The organism is Novosphingobium sp. (assembly GCF_019748365.1).
Taxonomy (GTDB): Bacteria; Pseudomonadota; Alphaproteobacteria; order Sphingomonadales; family Sphingomonadaceae; genus Novosphingobium.
The window spans coordinates 71794-87944 of the sequence record NZ_JAIEPN010000003.1; the positions used below are offsets into that span (position 1 = coordinate 71794).

General features: G+C 63.3%; 19 protein-coding genes. 13 read left to right on the plus strand and 6 right to left on the minus strand.

Going from position 1 to position 16151, the window contains the following annotated elements; all coding sequences use genetic code 11:
• Positions 1-26: 26 nt before the first annotated feature.
• Positions 27-734, plus strand: coding sequence for a DUF1013 domain-containing protein (locus K5Q19_RS00545; RefSeq protein ID WP_292939715.1), 708 nt, complete (start codon positions 27-29; stop codon positions 732-734).
• A gap of 79 nt (positions 735-813) precedes the next feature.
• Here K5Q19_RS00545 and K5Q19_RS00550 read toward each other — a convergent pair whose 3' ends face one another.
• Together K5Q19_RS00550 and K5Q19_RS00555 are read right to left on the minus strand one after the other, a co-directional pair.
• Positions 814-1170 carry a polymer-forming cytoskeletal protein gene (locus K5Q19_RS00550; RefSeq protein WP_292939718.1) on the minus strand — a complete coding sequence of 119 codons (357 nt, stop codon included), beginning with the start codon at positions 1168-1170 and terminating at the stop codon, positions 814-816.
• 4 nt (positions 1171-1174) lie between these two features.
• Positions 1175-2320, minus strand: a complete 1146-nt coding sequence (locus tag K5Q19_RS00555; protein WP_365757894.1) for a peptidoglycan DD-metalloendopeptidase family protein — start codon at positions 2318-2320, stop codon at positions 1175-1177.
• Positions 2321-2673: 353 nt separating this feature from the next.
• Between K5Q19_RS00555 and K5Q19_RS00560 the strand changes: the two genes are divergently transcribed.
• The 9 genes from K5Q19_RS00560 (at position 2674) to K5Q19_RS00600 (ending at position 10013) form a co-directional block, all read left to right on the plus strand.
• Positions 2674-3984 (plus strand): glutamate-5-semialdehyde dehydrogenase, encoded by a 1311-nt coding sequence (locus tag K5Q19_RS00560; RefSeq protein WP_292939721.1) that lies wholly within the window; start codon positions 2674-2676, stop codon positions 3982-3984.
• 5 nt (positions 3985-3989) lie between these two features.
• Positions 3990-4640: a nicotinate-nucleotide adenylyltransferase gene (locus K5Q19_RS00565; RefSeq protein ID WP_292939724.1), complete on the plus strand. Its 651-nt coding sequence runs from the start codon at positions 3990-3992 to the stop codon at positions 4638-4640.
• A gap of 187 nt (positions 4641-4827) precedes the next feature.
• A complete protein-coding gene (gene rsfS, locus K5Q19_RS00570) occupies positions 4828-5151 on the plus strand; it encodes a ribosome silencing factor (protein WP_292939810.1) in 324 nt (107 codons plus the stop codon).
• 73 nt (positions 5152-5224) lie between these two features.
• Positions 5225-5650, plus strand: coding sequence for a 23S rRNA (pseudouridine(1915)-N(3))-methyltransferase RlmH (locus K5Q19_RS00575; RefSeq protein WP_292939727.1), 426 nt, complete (start codon positions 5225-5227; stop codon positions 5648-5650).
• A gap of 4 nt (positions 5651-5654) precedes the next feature.
• On the plus strand, positions 5655-6863 hold the full coding sequence (locus K5Q19_RS00580; protein ID WP_292939730.1) for a peptidoglycan DD-metalloendopeptidase family protein: 1209 nt from the start codon (positions 5655-5657) through the stop codon (positions 6861-6863).
• Positions 6864-6958: 95 nt separating this feature from the next.
• Positions 6959-8299 (plus strand): S41 family peptidase, encoded by a 1341-nt coding sequence (locus tag K5Q19_RS00585; RefSeq protein WP_292939733.1) that lies wholly within the window; start codon positions 6959-6961, stop codon positions 8297-8299.
• A 4-nt stretch (positions 8300-8303) separates the two neighbouring features.
• On the plus strand, positions 8304-8798 hold the full coding sequence (locus K5Q19_RS00590) for a disulfide bond formation protein B (protein WP_292939736.1): 495 nt from the start codon (positions 8304-8306) through the stop codon (positions 8796-8798).
• Positions 8795-9307, plus strand: coding sequence for a demethoxyubiquinone hydroxylase family protein (locus K5Q19_RS00595; protein ID WP_292939739.1), 513 nt, complete (start codon positions 8795-8797; stop codon positions 9305-9307). The genes K5Q19_RS00590 and K5Q19_RS00595 overlap by 4 nt, the downstream gene beginning before the upstream one ends.
• 103 nt (positions 9308-9410) lie before the next feature.
• Complete coding sequence (locus K5Q19_RS00600) at positions 9411-10013, plus strand: hypothetical protein (RefSeq protein ID WP_292939741.1); 603 nt, start codon at positions 9411-9413, stop codon at positions 10011-10013.
• A gap of 31 nt (positions 10014-10044) precedes the next feature.
• Here K5Q19_RS00600 and fabI read toward each other — a convergent pair whose 3' ends face one another.
• The 3 genes from fabI to K5Q19_RS00615 all read right to left on the minus strand — a co-directional run bounded on the left by fabI (position 10045) and on the right by K5Q19_RS00615 (position 12887).
• Entirely contained in the window at positions 10045-10878 is an 834-nt protein-coding gene (gene fabI, locus K5Q19_RS00605; protein ID WP_292939744.1) for an enoyl-ACP reductase FabI, read from the minus strand.
• A 13-nt stretch (positions 10879-10891) separates the two neighbouring features.
• Positions 10892-11842: a YihY/virulence factor BrkB family protein gene (locus K5Q19_RS00610; RefSeq protein WP_292939747.1), complete on the minus strand. Its 951-nt coding sequence runs from the start codon at positions 11840-11842 to the stop codon at positions 10892-10894.
• Between the two features lie 100 nt (positions 11843-11942).
• Complete coding sequence (locus K5Q19_RS00615; RefSeq protein WP_292939750.1) at positions 11943-12887, minus strand: DnaJ C-terminal domain-containing protein; 945 nt, start codon at positions 12885-12887, stop codon at positions 11943-11945.
• Between the two features lie 99 nt (positions 12888-12986).
• Between K5Q19_RS00615 and pdxH the strand changes: the two genes are divergently transcribed.
• Both pdxH and K5Q19_RS00625 read left to right on the plus strand, forming a co-directional pair.
• Positions 12987-13616, plus strand: a complete 630-nt coding sequence (gene pdxH, locus K5Q19_RS00620) for a pyridoxamine 5'-phosphate oxidase (RefSeq protein ID WP_292939753.1) — start codon at positions 12987-12989, stop codon at positions 13614-13616.
• A gap of 19 nt (positions 13617-13635) precedes the next feature.
• Positions 13636-14616, plus strand: coding sequence for a cation diffusion facilitator family transporter (locus K5Q19_RS00625; protein ID WP_292939755.1), 981 nt, complete (start codon positions 13636-13638; stop codon positions 14614-14616).
• Here the strand turns inward: K5Q19_RS00625 and K5Q19_RS00630 are convergent.
• Positions 14613-15743 (minus strand): serine hydrolase, encoded by a 1131-nt coding sequence (locus K5Q19_RS00630; RefSeq protein ID WP_292939758.1) that lies wholly within the window; start codon positions 15741-15743, stop codon positions 14613-14615. The genes K5Q19_RS00625 and K5Q19_RS00630 overlap by 4 nt on opposite strands.
• A 114-nt stretch (positions 15744-15857) precedes the next feature.
• On the opposite strand from K5Q19_RS00630, the gene K5Q19_RS00635 reads away from it, so the two are divergent.
• Entirely contained in the window at positions 15858-16148 is a 291-nt protein-coding gene (locus K5Q19_RS00635; RefSeq protein ID WP_365757904.1) for a hypothetical protein, read from the plus strand.
• Positions 16149-16151 lie beyond the last annotated feature (3 nt).

Here is a 16151-nt window from a genome sequence, read left to right on the forward strand (position 1 = left end):
GTTTCCGCTGTCCGGAGGGGCTCCCCTTGAGCAACCAGTCAACCTTTCCGCTGATGCCGCATGCCACGGCATCGTGGCTTGTCGACAACACCGCGCTGACGTTCGAGCAGATTGCCGAGTTCTGCGGATTGCACATCCTCGAAGTGCAGGCGATGGCCGATGATCTGGCCGGTGCCAAGTACACTGGTCGCGATCCTGTGCATTCCGGCGAACTGACACAGAGCGAGATCGAGCGCGGTCAGGCCAATCCCGAGTATCGACTGCGCATGCAGAAGGCGCCGATTTCGGTCAGTCGCACGAAGGGGCCGCGCTATACGCCGGTCTCGAAGCGGCAGGATAAGCCGGACGGCATCGCTTGGATCCTGCGCCATCATCCTGAGATCTCGGATGCGCAAATCGGCAAGCTGATCGGTACAACGCGCAACACGATTGCCGCGATCCGCGATCGAAGCCACTGGAACATTTCGAACATCAACCCGAAGGATCCGGTTACGCTGGGTCTGTGTTCGCAGCGTGAGCTCGATGCGCTGGTCGCCAAGGCTGCCAAGCGCGCCGGGATCGAGGAGGATGATACGGCCAGCAACCTGCGTCTCGGCAACGACCGTGAGGCACTCATCGAGGAGCTGCGCGCCGAGCGTGAGGCTCAGGCCAAGGCGGCATCACAGGCTGCGCAGGAAGCCGAAGCGGCTGCGTGGCTCGAAGCCCGCCGTGCCGAAGGGCTGTCTGACAGCTGACCTTCTGTCTTGCACTGCCCTGCCGTTGAAGGGCAGTCGAACATATAAACCCCTCCCCTGCCGGGAGGGGTTTTGTTTATCAGTTGGCAAGATCCAGTGGCGTCTCGCTATCAATAGGCTCAAGTCCGTGGCTGAGCCTGCCGTCGATGTGCGCACCCTGTTCGATTGTCAGCGCGTCATACTTCACATCGCCGTGAATGCGGGCAGTCTTGAGCACCACAAGTTGGCCGACCTCGATTCCGCCTCGAACAGTGCCAGCCAAGCGCGCAGTCTGGGCGCGAATCGCCCCGTGGATTGCGCTTGCCTCGCCCTGAACGAGGCCGGAGCACGTGATGTCACCTTCGACATGGCCATCGATATGCAGCTCAGCGCTGGCAGTGATATCGCCCTTTACAGCAAGATCGGCGCCAAGCACGGAAAACGTGGTCGCAGCCATGGCGCTACCTTGCCCGGACGTCCGGGTGCCCATGTCCGGCCCTGGCGTTGGCTTCTTGGAAAACATGCGGCATCGCCTCCAGAAACGGTCGCGGATCAACCGGTCGATCGGCGACCCGCACCTCAAAATGCAAATGAGGTCCAGTCGATCGGCCGCTGCTGCCAATTGCGCCGATCACCCGGCCCGGCCCAACGACCTCGCCGACGCGTGCCATGATCCGCGACATGTGAGCATAACGTGTCATCAGACCGTTGCCGTGGCTGATTTCCACGCAAGTACCGTACCCTTGCTTGGCGCCCGTAAAGCTCACAGTGCCGGCGGCAGCTGCGCGAATCGGCGCACCGATCGGGCCGCGAAAATCAAGGCCTGCGTGGAATGCGCCACCTCCGGTAAAGGGATCGACGCGGTAGCCAAACCCGCTCGAGATGGAGTCCACGCTTGCCGGAAGCGTATTGGGGATGCGCACCAGAGCGTGTTCCATCGCGCTCATACGGGCAAGGCTAGCACCGAAGCGCGCGAACCGCGGATCCAGTGTGTTTCCTTGACCGGTAGTCATCGGAATCAGCGGACCACCCATCGCGCTGCGGTCCGACGCAGCCACAACCCTGGGGTTCAGCCCAAGACGGCGCATGGCGGTCTCCGCGCGGGCCGAGCGCATGTCGGCGTAACGGGTCAAGGCTTCGATGAAGGCAAGCTGGCGAGCCTCGATTTTGGCGAGGCCGGTCGCCTCAGGCAAAATCATCGAAATCTTGCGCACGGTCTTGCCCGCCTCGTCGGTGCTGTCCGAGACTGTCCCAGAAGGCAGTGTCCGCGGCAGCTGACCGATCGCGCCCTGCACGCTCTTCTCGATGAAGTCCTGTCTTTTGGCGAGATCGCTGGCGACCGAGCCGAGCCCCGATCGATACTTCGCGACGCGGCTTTCGGCTGTCGCGACCGCAGCTTCTCGTTCCAGCAGCGAGGCTTGATTGTAAACGGCAATGGCCTGGCTGATGACCATCCAGCCCATCATCAGCACCCATAGCAGGACAGCGCCTGCCACGGCCCCGGCGACGCGCATCTGCAGCTTGGCAGAAACACGGATAAAGCGAACATGACCGTTCGAGCGCATGAAGAACTCGCGGTCGGGGAACCAGCTGTGCACCCGGTCCACGAGTGCCCGCCAGCGGGTTGGCGGACGACCGCCATCCTTTGGCGGCCCCGCCTTGGACCGAGTTGTTACTGGTAAGATAGCGACCCCCGTCCCTACGTGCTGCATGATCGTTTTTGGGAGCGTGCCGCTTAGTCGCCCCCGCCAGGTCGGTCGAATCCACCGGGAGCCGAGCAAGATGAACCGTGCAAATCAGTCGACGAACTGTGCTGCAAGCGAGTTTGAAGCCACTGTGCGGCGGACGGTTCCTGAAGCCAGCCGCTCGGGTAAACGGCAAATGTTGGCGACTCGGCGGTTGGTGGGCTGCTTCAGCCATTCCGGCTGACAGCACTTGGCGGGGATGATAAGGGCGCACAATGAACGCGCACGTTTCTCCCGTAGCCACCGCCGATCCTGCCAAGCAGAGCGCAGAGGCGGTCGATGCCCCTGCCCTCGTGCAACGTCTCGCCCGCGCTGGCCGTGCCGCGCAGCGCGTGCTGGCAAGCATGCCGTCCGCCCAGCGTGCGCAAGCACTGCGGCTCGCCGCTGCAGCCCTGCGCCGGGCTGAGCCGGAGATTCTGGAAGCCAATGCACTTGATGTCGCGGATGGCATTGCGGGTGGGTTGTCGTCCGCGATGGTAGATCGTTTGCGGCTGGATCCAGCGCGGATCGAGGCGATTGCGGCTGCAGTTGAACAGGTAGCCACCCTCGATGATCCCGTTGGTCAGATCATCGACGAAACCCGTCCGCCCAATGGACTGGTCTTGCGCAGGGTGCGCGTGCCGATCGGTCTGATTGGAATCATCTACGAAAGCCGTCCGAACGTGACGGCCGATGCAGCGGTGCTATGCGTGCGCTCGGGCAATGCAGCGTTGCTGCGGGGCGGGAGTGAAGCAGCCCGCTCCAATCGCGCCATCCACAAGGCGCTGGTCCAGGGTCTGGTCGAGGGCGGCGTTCCTGCCGAGGCTGTGCAACTGATGCCGACCCAGGACCGCGCCGCTGTCGGTGCGATGCTTGCTGCGGCCGGTTTGATCGACATGATCATTCCACGGGGCGGCAAGAGCCTTGTTGCCCGGGTCCAGGCCGATGCGCGCGTGCCGGTGCTCGCGCATCTGGATGGTATCAACCACACATTTATCGACAGATCAGCGAATCCCGCGATGGCCAAGGACATTGCGTTCAACGCCAAGATGCGCCGTACCGGCATCTGTGGCTCGATGGAAACGCTGTTGGTCGATGCCCAGTTCTCCGATCCGCATGGTCTCGTTGCGCCGCTGCTCGAAGCCGGGTGCGAGCTGCGTGGTGACGCACGGGCCTGCGCAATCGATCCCAGGATCAAGCCCGCTGACCCTTCCGATTGGGACACCGAGTATCTCGATGCCGTGCTTTCGGTCGCCGTAGTCGATGGGCTCGATGGCGCGCTTGCGCATATCGCGCGCCATGCTTCGGGGCATACGGATGCCATCGTCACCGACGATGAGGATGTCGCTGCCAGATTCCTGTCCGAGGTCGACAGCGCCATCGTCATCCACAACGCCTCGAGTCAGTTTGCAGATGGCGGCGAGTTCGGATTGGGCGCCGAGATCGGCATTGCGACCGGGCGCCTGCATGCGCGGGGGCCAGTCGCTCTCGAAGGGTTGACCACCTACAAGTGGCTCGTCCTCGGCTCCGGGCAGATCCGCCCCTGAAACCCGTGCTTACCGGCCTGCTTGGCGGCAGTTTCAACCCTGCGCATGGAGGGCATCGGCGAATCAGCTTCTTCGCGCGCGAGGCCTTGGGGCTGGACGAGGTGTGGTGGCTGGTGTCTCCGGGCAACGTCCTCAAGCCTGTAGCCGGGATGGCGCCGCTCGCTGCCCGCTTCGCATCGGCGCGGAGGGCCGCTCGCGGTGCGCCGATCCAGGTAACGGCGATCGAAGCTGAAGCCGGTACGCGCTACACACTCGATACGCTTCGCATGCTCAAGCGCCGCTATCCCAAGCGGCGTTTTGTGTGGCTCATGGGAACGGACAATCTTGCGCAGTTTCATCGCTGGCGGGGCTGGCGCCGGATCGCACGCGAGATGCCGATTGCTGTTGTTGCCCGTCCGGGCTATGATGGTAGGGCTATGACGAGCCCCGCCATGGCATGGCTGCGCCGCTGGCGTCGGCGGCACAGTCAGGATTTCATCGGCGCGAAGCGGAGCGCCCCGGCGCTGGTCATCTTGCGTTTTGACCCCGATGCCCGGTCTGCAACGGCTCTCCGTGCGGCAGATCCTGACTGGTATTGCCGTGTCCCGCTCGTGCATCAGAGCGATATGCTAACCCACCGGCCGATTGGTGCAGCCGCACGGGAGAGGGCGCGTTGAGCGCCGTTCTGCTCTCGAATGCCCTTTTGGCCGCGCAGCCCCGGCCAAGCCACTTCAACCTAGGAACATTGAACTGTCAGCCATGGAGACCATCTACACACCCATGACAAGCCCACAGCCTTTGCCGGTCGATACCGGCATCACCTCCAATTCCGCTTCGGAATCATTGGCCGCTGCGCCGGGAACGATGCTGGAACTGGTCCTGCGTTCGCTCGATGATGATCAGGCGCAGGAAATTGTCACGATCCCGCTTGAGGGCAAGAGCTCGGTGGCTGATCATATGGTGATCGCCTCGGGCCGCTCGACGCGTCAGGTCGCAGCCATGGCACAGAAGCTTGCGGAGCGGATCAAGCAGGGTGGCTTCGGTCATGTCCGGATCGAAGGCCTTCCGGCCGCAGACTGGGTCTTGATCGACGCGGGTGACATTGTCGTCCATCTCTTCCGGCCCGAAGTGCGCAGCTTCTACAATCTCGAGCGCATGTGGGCCTTCGGAGATCAAGGCGCAGCCTGAGTCAGGTCCGGCACTCCACAGCTCCGGAAGCGCAGGGATTCATTGCGCCGTCGTTCTGGGCTAGGGCAAGATCATGCTCCTTCACGTGATCGCCCGCGGAAAGATTGGTCGCTCGCCCGAGGCGGAGCTCGTTGATCGCTACGCGCGCCGGATCACCTGGGGCTTCAAGGTTACGGAGTTGCCTGATCGCGGTGGCGCGATTCCTCCTTCAACGGTCTCACCAATGCGCACCGTGGCCCTCGACGAGCGCGGCAAGCAACTCGAATCCACTGCCTTTGCCGCGTTGTTGGGTCGTTGGCGCGACGATGGTGTTCGCGAAGTGCGCTTCCTGATCGGCGCGGCGGATGGGCATGAGGCGACGCTCAGGCAAGAGGCGGACCTCTTGCTCGCGTTCGGGGCCGCCACCTGGCCGCACATGCTGGCCCGAGCGATGCTTGCCGAGCAGCTTTGGCGGGCCACAAGCATCCTTTCCGGCCACCCCTACCATCGCGATGGCTGAAGCCATGACGTCACGCTCGGCATTCATCGCCTTGACCTTGTCGCTGGCGGGCCTCGCGGGCTGGCAGAGCCTCGCGCAGGATGCGCCGTTTGAAAGTGCCGATCAGGCCGGCGACGCACTGCGCGCTGCTACCCAAGCCTTGGCAGAGGCCCGAAAGCGCGGTGATGCGCTGGAAGAGGCCGCGCAGCGTGCAACTGCCGCTGCCGATCGGACCGCCAGCGAGGCTGCGGCGGTTGCCGCCCGAATTCAGCAATCCGAGGCAGAGATCGCGCTGGCACAGGCCAGTGTGCGCGAGATTGACCGACAACGTGCGGCATTGCGGCTGCGCATTGCAGCCCGGCAGGAACCAGTGGTGCGGCTGACCGCTGCTCTCCAGTTGATGTCGCGCCGCCCGCTCGTATTCAGTTTGATGCGTGCGGATACCGTGCGTGAGACGGTCTATCTCCGCGCTGTTCTTGAAACGATGTTGCCGGAAGTCCAGCGCCGGACCGCCGGGCTGCGTTCGGAAATTGTGCGTGGTCGCCAACTGCAGGATCGCGCACGACGGGCAGCCGCGAACCTCAAGGCCAGCGAGGAGGTGCTGACGGTGCGTCGCCAGCAACTGGTTGCGGTGGAGAGTCGCCAGCGCATCGCTTTACGCAGTGCTCAGGGCATCGCCAGCCGCGAAGCTGATCGCGCGTTGGCACTTGCCGAGGACACCCGCGATATTGCCGCCTTGATGGAACGATTGCGCACCGACGGCGCTTTGCGCAGCGAGCTTGCCGCCCTGCCCGGCCCCGTCCCCCGGCCCGATCGCCCCGGCTCCATGCTGGTTGTTGACGAGCGTGCACCTGTTCGCACGCCTGCCGATGGCTTTTCGTGGATCATGCCGGTGAGCGGCCGGATCGTAAGCGGGTTTGGCGATATGACCGGCGCGACCCGTTCAATCGGCGTGACGCTCGCACCTGCGGCAGGCGCACAAGTTGTCGCACCCGCGGCCGGCCGTGTCGCCTTTGCAGGCGACTACCGAGGCTTCGGGCGGATCGTCATCATCGACCATGATGGCGGCTGGACGTCGCTCATCACCAACCTTGGAAGGCTGGACGTCGCCGTCGCGGCCAAGGTGCTGCAAGGTTCGCCGCTTGGCCTGGCGGGGCCCGGCCGGCCTTCGATGACGATCGAACTGCGCAAGGATGGAACGCCGGTCAATCCGCTGGCGCTGATCGGGCGGTAATTGCCCTTTCTGCATGGCGCTGGCCCATCTGGCGTTAATCGTCGTGGCTCTATAGAAGCAACGCAAGGCTCTGCACTCTTTGCCGAAAGATGATCATGGCGTTCAAGTTTGTTCCCTTGCTGCGTGCTGCTGCCCTTGTCAGCGCCGTCGCGCTGATTCCGGCGACCACAGCCGGGCTTGCCGCCGTTGACGCGCGTTCGGGGCCGGAGTTCAGCAAGCTCATGGCAGTCTACGAGCGGATCAAGACGAGTTACGTCGAGCCGGTCGATGACGACAAGCTGATCAAGGGCGCGATTAGCGGCATGCTTGCGGCGCTTGATCCGCACAGTTCCTATCTCGACGCGCGTGATTTCGAGAACCTGCGCACCCAGACCGATGGGTCCTACGGCGGGCTCGGTCTTTCGGTTACGATGGATGATGGCGCGGTAAAGGTCATTGCGCCCACCAAGGGCAGTCCGGCCGATGCCGCCGGTGTCAAGGCTGGCGACTTTATCACCCATATCAACGGGAAGCTGATCTACGGCGGCACGCTCGACGAAGCGGTGGACCAGATGCGCGGACCTCCGGGCACCTCGATCAGCCTGACCCTGTTTCGCACCGGCCGAGATGAGCCGATCGAAGTCAGGATCACGCGCCAGATCATCGAACTGAAGCCGGTCGACTTCAAGGTTGAGGGCAATGTTGGCGTGATCTCGGTGTCGAGCTTCAGCGCTAATGTCGGCAGCGAAGTGCTCGACGCATTCAAGCAGATCAAGTCCAAGACCAACGGAAGGTTGACCGGTCTGGTCCTCGATCTGCGCGGTAATCCTGGCGGGCTGCTCGATCAGGCGGTCGCGCTTTCCGATCTTTTCCTCGATCACGGCGTGATTGTCTCGCAGCGTGGTCGCTATTCGCGGGACAACGAGACCTACAACGCCGAATCGATGACCCCGGGCGATATTGCCAAGGGCATTCCGATGGTCGTGCTGATCAATGAAGGCTCCGCGTCTGCGTCCGAGATCGTCGCTGGCGCCCTTCAGGACCAGCACCGCGCGGTCCTGATGGGGCAGCGCAGCTTCGGCAAGGGCAGTGTGCAGACATTGATGCCCCTGACCCGCGACACCGCTCTCAAGCTTACCACGGCGCGCTACTACACGCCCTCGGGCCGATCGGTGCAGGAGGGCGGCATCGATCCCGATATCGCGGTGCCGCAGATCTCGGACCCGGACCTCCGCAAGCGCGCACAGCGCTTCTACCGCGAAAGCGATCTGCGCGGTCACCTGATCAACGAAATCAAGGACGACAAGGATCTCGAGCGCGACAAGGTTCAGGACCCGCGCTTCAAGATGACGCCAGAGGAGCTCAAGACCAAGGGCATCGACGACTTCCAGCTCTACTATGCGCTGCAGACGCTGGGGCGGACGGCGCCGCAGGCGCTGGCTTCGCGCAAACGGTGAGATCATGGTGGCGTCGGTGAAAAGCCCCACGCAGGGGGCCTACATGCTCGCGCTGGCGGTGCCGGCTGCGCTCATCGCGGCCGTCTATGTCGCACAGTACGGCTTCGGCCTCGCCCCTTGCGACATGTGCTGGTGGCAGCGCTATCCCCATTTTGCCGCGATCGCCTTCGCGCTGGGCGGACTTGCCACACGCGGAACCCGTCTCGGCAACGCCCTCGTCATGCTGGCGGCCCTCGCGATCGGGATCAGCGGTGCGATCGGTGCCTTACATGCGGGTGTCGAATATGGCTGGTGGCAGGGGCCAACAGCATGCTCATCGACCAGCCTCGGCAGCGATCCGCTGGCGTCCATCATGAATGCTCCACTGATCCGGTGCGATACCCCTGCCTGGACCATGTTCGGCATTAGCCTTGCCGGCTTCAATTTTCTGATCTCGGTAGCCAGCGCCGTGGTGATCTTCGTCCTCCTCAGCCGCCCCAGCAAGGGATTACTACGATGACTGAAACGCGCGAAGCAATGCTGCGGGTCAATCAGGCCGGAGAATTTGGAGCGATCCGGATCTACGCCGGGCAACTGGCGGTGATGGGAGACCGCACTGCCATCTCGGGAGAGATCGCGACGATGGCCCAGCAGGAAGCTGCGCACCGCGAACGCTTCGATGCGTTGCTGGTCAAGCGCGGTGTACGTCCCACTGTACTGCAACCGCTCTGGTCTGCTGCCGGCTTTGCGCTTGGTGCCGCCACGGCGCTGATTGGCCCCGAAGCCGCGATGGCCTGCACTGCGGCGATCGAGACCGAAATCGACCGTCACTACACCGAGCAGCTCGAACAGCTCGGCGAGGATGATCCCGAGCTTGCCGGCATGATACGCGAGTTTCGCGATGACGAGCGCGAGCATCGCGATACGGCGCTCGCATCGGGTGCAGAGAAGGCACCGGCCTATCCGCTCCTGTTCAATGCGATCCGGATGGGTTGCCGGGTGGCGATCGCGGTTTCGAAGCGGATTTGACCGCGTCACGCTTGATCCACCGCAAGGCTCGGACTTCAGCTATCGTTCACGCGATAGAGGCCTTATACCACCAGGCATGACCCCCAGTTGGAGCTTATCTGCGATGAAGCGCCGTTCTGCCGCCGCCCTTGCCCCTGCATTGGCTCTCGTCGTGCTTCTTGGCGTGCCGCTCCCCTCTGCTGTGCAGGCGCAGGACAATCCCACCGAGAAGATCAACCAGCTGATCGTCTATGGCGACGATCCTTGCCCGGCTTCGTCTGATGGCTCGATTACGGTGTGCGCCCGGAAGGACGAATCCGAGCGTTTCCGCATTCCCAAGCCGCTGCGCGACAATCCCAATGATTCGGTCAATCAGGGTTGGACGCAAAGGGTGAAAGCTTACGAGACTGTTGGCGCATTCGGCACCAACTCCTGTTCGCCGATCGGCGCGGGCGGTGCCACGGGGTGCATGTCGCAGCTGATCAACAGCGCCTATGCCGAGAAGAAGCAGAGCAGCGACGTGCAGTTCGGCAAGCTCATCGAAGAAGAGCGTGCCAAGCGTCTCAAGACAATCGATGCCGATACCGCAGCCGAACAGGCCCGGGTTGAAGTGCTCGAAAAGGAATACGAGGCAAAGCTCAAGCGCGAACGCGACGGTGAGACCAAGCCCGCCAAGCCTGAGACACCATCGCCGAGCGAACCCTTGACCACGCCGCCTCAGCCCTGATCATCTGCGGGCTTTGGCGAGGCCACTCATGTCAGCCCAAAGCGATGTCCGGCGCGTCTTCCTGCTTCATCCCTACGGTGTGATAACCCGAATCGACATGATGGACTTCGCCTGTCACGCCTGAAGCAAGGTCGGAAAGCAGGTAGAGCCCTGCGCCGCCCACATCGTCAATCGTGACATTGCGACGCAGCGGCGCATTGAGCTCGTTCCATTTCAGGATGTAGCGGAAGTCGCCGATCCCGCTTGCCGCGAGCGTCTTGATCGGGCCGGCGGACAGGGCGTTGACGCGAATGCCCTCGGGGCCGCAGTCATTGGCGAGGTAGCGGACGCTGGCTTCAAGCGCGGCCTTGGCGACGCCCATGACGTTGTAGTGCGGTATAACCTTCTCGGCGCCGTAGTAGGTCAACGTCAGAATGGAGCCGCCACCGCTCTTCCCACCGCTTTCGTCTTGCACTTGCGGCATCATCGCAGCCGCGCGCCGGGTCACGGCGACCATGCTGTAGACCGAGATGTTCATGGTCATCAGGAAGTTGTCGAGCGAGGTGTCCATGTACTTCCCGCGCAGCTCGGTCTTGTCCGAAAAGCCGATGGCATGGACGAGGAAATCGATCGTGGGCCAGCGCGCTGCCAGCGTCTCGAACGCAGTATCGAGCGCGGCCATGTCGGACACATCGCATTCGATCAGAAAATCGCTGCCAAGGCTGGCGGCCAGCGGACGCACACGCTTCTCGAGCGCTTCGCCCTGATAGGAAAAGGCGAGTTCGGCGCCTTGCTCATGCAGTTTGCGGGCAATCCCCCATGCGAGCGACTTGTCATTGGCGAGGCCCATGATCAGGCCGCGCTTTCCATCCATTAGTCCTGTCATGCGACCCCTTGCTTCACTCGTCCTGTTGCGTCTGTCCGGTCGCGCCTGTTTTCGCGGCGCGAGCCCGGTTGTCGGCTTGCCCAATCAGATCCTGCTCCACTGGCGTTTCCGCCAGAGCAGCGTTGAGTTCGGCCCCTATGACCATCCCTAGGCCAATCAGCCAAAAAAAGAAAAGTGTGATCATCACGCCGGCAAGGCTTCCATACGTCAGATCGTAGACGAACAGGTGCCGCAGCAGCTTGGGCAAGATTGTGGTGACCGCGAGCCACCAGACCGTGACGAACAGGGCGCCAGGCCATTTGGGATAGATCCGCGCGCTGTATGCGCCCGGGGTCAGCGAGATGAAAAGCAGCCAAAGCGACGCGAACAAAACCAGCGCAGGGATCACGCGGTAGAGCGCCAGCGTTGCGATCAGATCGGTTGCTTTCGGCAGAAGCGCCGTGACCGCTTCCAGTACGGTACCGATCAGCACTTGTGCTGCGATCGAGAGCAGGATGAGAACGACCGAGGCAATGATCAGGCCGGTCGACATCAGGCGGTATCGCCAGAAAGCATGCACCAGCCTCGTCCCATAGGCTCGGCGCAGAATATCGCGGATGGTCTCGACCAGACTGCCAACAGTCCAAAGACCTACCAGGCCGCCGATCCACAGCAGGCCGCCCGTCCGCGCCTCGATCACGGTATGCGCGACGGGTGAGAGCACGTTCGCGACATCCGGCGGCATCGCCATCAGGACAGTGTTGACCGCCGCCGTCCGATCATTGGCTTCGCCAAGCAGGGAAAACAGCGCTGCACCGGTGATAAAGAAGGGAAATAGCGCGATGAGTACCATGTAGGCAAAGTTGCCAGCGTGGATTGTTCCATCGTGGATTACGCCCACCCACACCCTTCGCAGCACTTCGATCGGACGCAGCCGGTGCGCGGAGCGGACGCCCGCGAACGCGAGGCCCTGTTGCCGAGCCATCGCGGCACGGCGTCTTGCTTCGGGAGAGAGATCGATAACCGGCTCGCCAGGTGGGGCGTTACCAGGGGGCGTCCGCGCTGGAGCGTCGCCGCTCACGAGGCTAGACCGCAAACCTGGCCCGCAAGTCGCGGCTGTCGCGCCATCCCTCCAGACGCGCCTGGAGGTCGGGGTCCTCTGCTGGGATGTCCACCATCAGGGTTACCAACTGGTCGCCGCGTTCACCGTTCTTCCGGGTGAACCCACGGCCCTTGAGCCGCAGCGTCTTGCCGCTGGTGCTACCCGGCGCGATGGTCATCATCACCGGCCCCTCTACCGTTGGAATGCGCACCTTGGCGCCGGCCATCGCTTCGTCGAGGCTGATCGGCACCTCGAGCAGGATATTGTCACCATCCCGCACGAAGTATGGGCTTGGCTGGATTTCAATGGTCACGATCGCATCGCCAAAGCCGCCCGGGCCCTGTTCGCCCTTTCCGCCGAGACGGACTTGCTGTCCGTCAACCAGGCCTGGCGGCAGCTTGAGATCGATAGTCTTGCCATCAGCAAGGGTGACCCGCTGCGGCTCGCGGCGGGCAGCCTCATTGAAAGGAACCTTCAGGGTGTAGGTGACGTTCGCACCGCGCGGTGCAGGACGCCGCCGTGCGCCAGCACCCGGGCCTGCCCCCATTCCGCCGCGCCCACCGAACAGGCCTTCGAAGATGTCACCTAGATCGATGCCTTCGCTGCCACTCCCGCCAAAACCTTCAAACCCATCATGACGATATCCGCGCTGTGCTCCGGCAAAGCCGCCGCCTGCATCGCCGCCAAAGCCGAATGGCCCGGTCGGATTGCCGTCCGCATCGATTTCCCCCCGGTCGAACCGGGCGCGCTTGTCCTTGTCGGACAGCAGATCATACGCCCGGGTCACTTCGGCAAAGCGCTCGGCGGCATTGGGCTTTCCCGCATTGCGATCGGGGTGCAGCTCTTTTGCCAGCGTGCGATAAGCGGACTTGATGTCCTTTTCGCTCGCGGTGCGCGGCACACCAAGAATGGAATAGGGATCGGCCATACCCTTTAGCTAGGGTTGACCCCGTCTACCCGCAAGGCTCGCTTTGCACTCAGGCACGGCTAAGCTAGGGCAAACCCAGCTGAACAACAGTTTTCTGGAATGGACAGGACCCCAGCCGTGCCGACCGACGTGAACGACGATGCCATTCCCGGTACGGATCCCTTCGCCATTTTCGAGGCGTGGTTTGCCGAAGCGAGGGCGAGCGAGCTCAACGATCCCAATGCGATGGCGCTGGCGACAGCAACGCCCGGTGCGGCCCCTTCGGTGCGCATGGTCTTGCTGAAGGGGCACGGACCGGATGGCTTTGTATTTTACACCAACTTCCAAAGCCGCAAGGGCGGGGAACTGGCTGCCAATCCGCAGGTTGCGCTCCTGTTCCACTGGAAGAGCCTGCGCCGGCAGGTGCGGATCGAGGGGATCATCAACGAAGTCACGCCAGCCGAAGCGGACGCGTACTTCGCCAGCCGTCATCCCGAATCGCGCCTTGGCTCCGCCGCATCTGATCAATCCCGCCCGCTGCCTTCGCGTGAGGTTTACATGGCACGCGTCGAGGCGCTGCGCGGCGAGTATCCGGATGGATCGGTGCCGCGCCCGGCCCATTGGTCCGGCTACCGTGTGACGCCCCATGCCATCGAGTTCTGGCAGGACCGTGCCTTCCGCCTCCACGAACGCCGCCGTTTCACCCGTCTGGACCGGGGTCAGTGGACCAGTTCGCTGCTCTATCCCTGAGAGACAGCAAGGCTCCACCATGGACATGACCCGCAGCCCTGATCACGGCGAGCTCAATCGCCGCGCTGCCTATGCCAGCATCGCCGTTGCAGCGCTGCTGCTGGGGATGAAGGGCTATGCTGTGCTCACGACCGGCTCGACGGCAATGCTGGGCAGCCTTGCCGATACCGGGCTCGATCTGGTCGCCAGTCTTGCCACATTGCTGGGCGTCTGGATTGGTGCACAGCCGGCCGATGCGAACCACCGGTTCGGCCACGGCAAGGCCGAGGCACTGACGGCCATGTTTCAGGTCGTGCTGATCTCGCTATCTGCCCTAGGTCTCGCGTGGCGCGCGATCGAGGAGTTCTTTGGCGGCGGACGGCCTGCCGATGCGGAAGCCGGCATGCTCGTATCGCTTGTCGCGATCGGGGCGACCTTCTTTCTGCTCGGCTATCAGCGCCGCGTGATCCGTGCGACGGGGAGCCTCGCCATTGCGACAGACAATCTCCACTACACCTCGGACCTTGTGCTCAACCTTGCGGTCATCGCCGCGCTGGTGCTCGATCACTGGTTGGGCCTTGCCGGTGCGGATGCCCTGTTTGCGTTCGGCATCGCGCTTTGGCTTGGTTGGGGCGCGTGGGGTGCTTCGCAGGCGGCAATCGAGCAGTTGATGGATCACGAGTGGCCGCTCGAAAAGCGCGAGCGCTTTCTTGCCGTGGTGGCCCAGCATCCGGAGCTCAAGGGCCTCCACGATCTGCGCACGCGGACAAGTGGCAACCGCGACTTCGTACAGTTTCACGTCTGGGTCGATGGCCGCATGACTGTGACAGAAGCGCACCGTGTGATGGACGAAATCGAGGCCAAATTGCTCGATGCATTCCCGGGCGTAGAAATCCTGATCCATCCCGATCCTGATGGTCATGTCGATGAGGCAGTGTTCGGTGCGCAGGATCTGCTGGCGCCGGGATCTGATGGCACCAGCCCCGCAGTTCTTGCGCAGGGTGCGCCTGCTCGCCGCTAATTGCCGCGCGGAAACAGCGCGACAAGTTCACCCAGCCGCGTTGTTACCGGATCAAGCTGGTCTTCCTGCGTCTTCCCGAGGCGTACGACCACAAGCTGTCGTGACGGCGACACCAGCACATACTGGCCGAGGTGACCCAGGCAGGCGAACAGATCGCGCGGGCCCCGTTCGGGGAACAGCGCCGGTTTCCCTTTTGTCGGCGTCCGGTTGAGCCAGATTTGTGCACCATACTGCGCCTCGCGCGGGGATGGTGTGACCATGAAATCGATCCATTGGCGCGGAACCAATTGCGCACCCGCCACTGCTCCGCGATTGCGCAGGAACTCGCCGAAGCGCGCCCAGTCGCGGGCCGTCCCATGGATCAGGCTGCCGCCGATCAAGGTGCCGGAGGCATCGAACTCGGGCAGCATCGAGCGCATGCCGACCGGGTCAAACAGGCGCGTCCGCAAGTAGTCGGCGACGGCACGGCGGCGGCTTTCCGGGTCAGGCGCCGGGGATAGCACGCGCGCGGCAAGGTCAGCGAGAATGACACTCGTAGCGGTCGAGTAGGCCCATTTGCGGCCCGGCTCGTATTGCAGCGGCTGATCCTCCGCATAGCGCGCCATCGCATCGCGCCCATCAAGGAACAGCATGCGGACTTCATCGGACTTCCACGGGGGCGATATGGCCTCGGCATGACGTAGCCCGGAGCGCATCTGCAGCAGCTGGCGCAGCGTGATCTCGCCACGCGGATCTCCAGGACGTTGCCAGGCCGGGATGGGCGCCGGTTCGTCCAGCCGCAGCCGGCCATCCGAAATCAGCATGCCGATCATGACACCGGTGATCGACTTGGCCATCGACCAACTCACGAAGCGGGTATTCTCGTGATAACCCGGCGCATAGCGCTCGGCGATGACACGCCCGCCCTGCATCACGATCACGGAACGCGTTTCGGCCGCGTCTTTCTCGCTGAACAAAGCATCGACCCGGCGCGCAAGCTCTTCGCGCGGAACGCCGGGATTGGCTGATACTGCTTTCAGCGCCTCCGCCGAAACCGGTGCCGGCGCCGGTGGTGAAGCAGGGCTGCAGCCGAACAGGGCTGGCACAAGCGCAAGCGGGGCGATAAAGGCAAAAACACGTCGGGCCATCAGGCGGCCAGCTTTTCTCCAGATCGACCCCGCATGGCAATGGCCAAACCAACTGCTTCCCCCAAACCGTCCTCTCCCTCCTCGCAGCCACGGCGGCTGCATTTGCGCTGGGCCGTGCTCGTTCTTGCGATCTTCGTTGGTGCCGGGGCCTTCATCTGGCCCCAGCTGCATGGCTATGCGGTTACCGGTGCTGCCTATGGCGCGCGTGTGGCGTGTTCCTGCCGCTTCGTCGGTGGCAGAGCGCTCGGCGATTGCCGCAAGGATTTCGAACCTGGGATGGACCTCATCACCCTGACCGAAGATACTGCCGCGCGCAGCGTGACCGCGCGGTTTCCGCTGATCGCTCGGCAGACCGCAACCTATCGCGATGGCTGGGGCTGCGTGCTGGAGACTTGGAGGAACTGACAG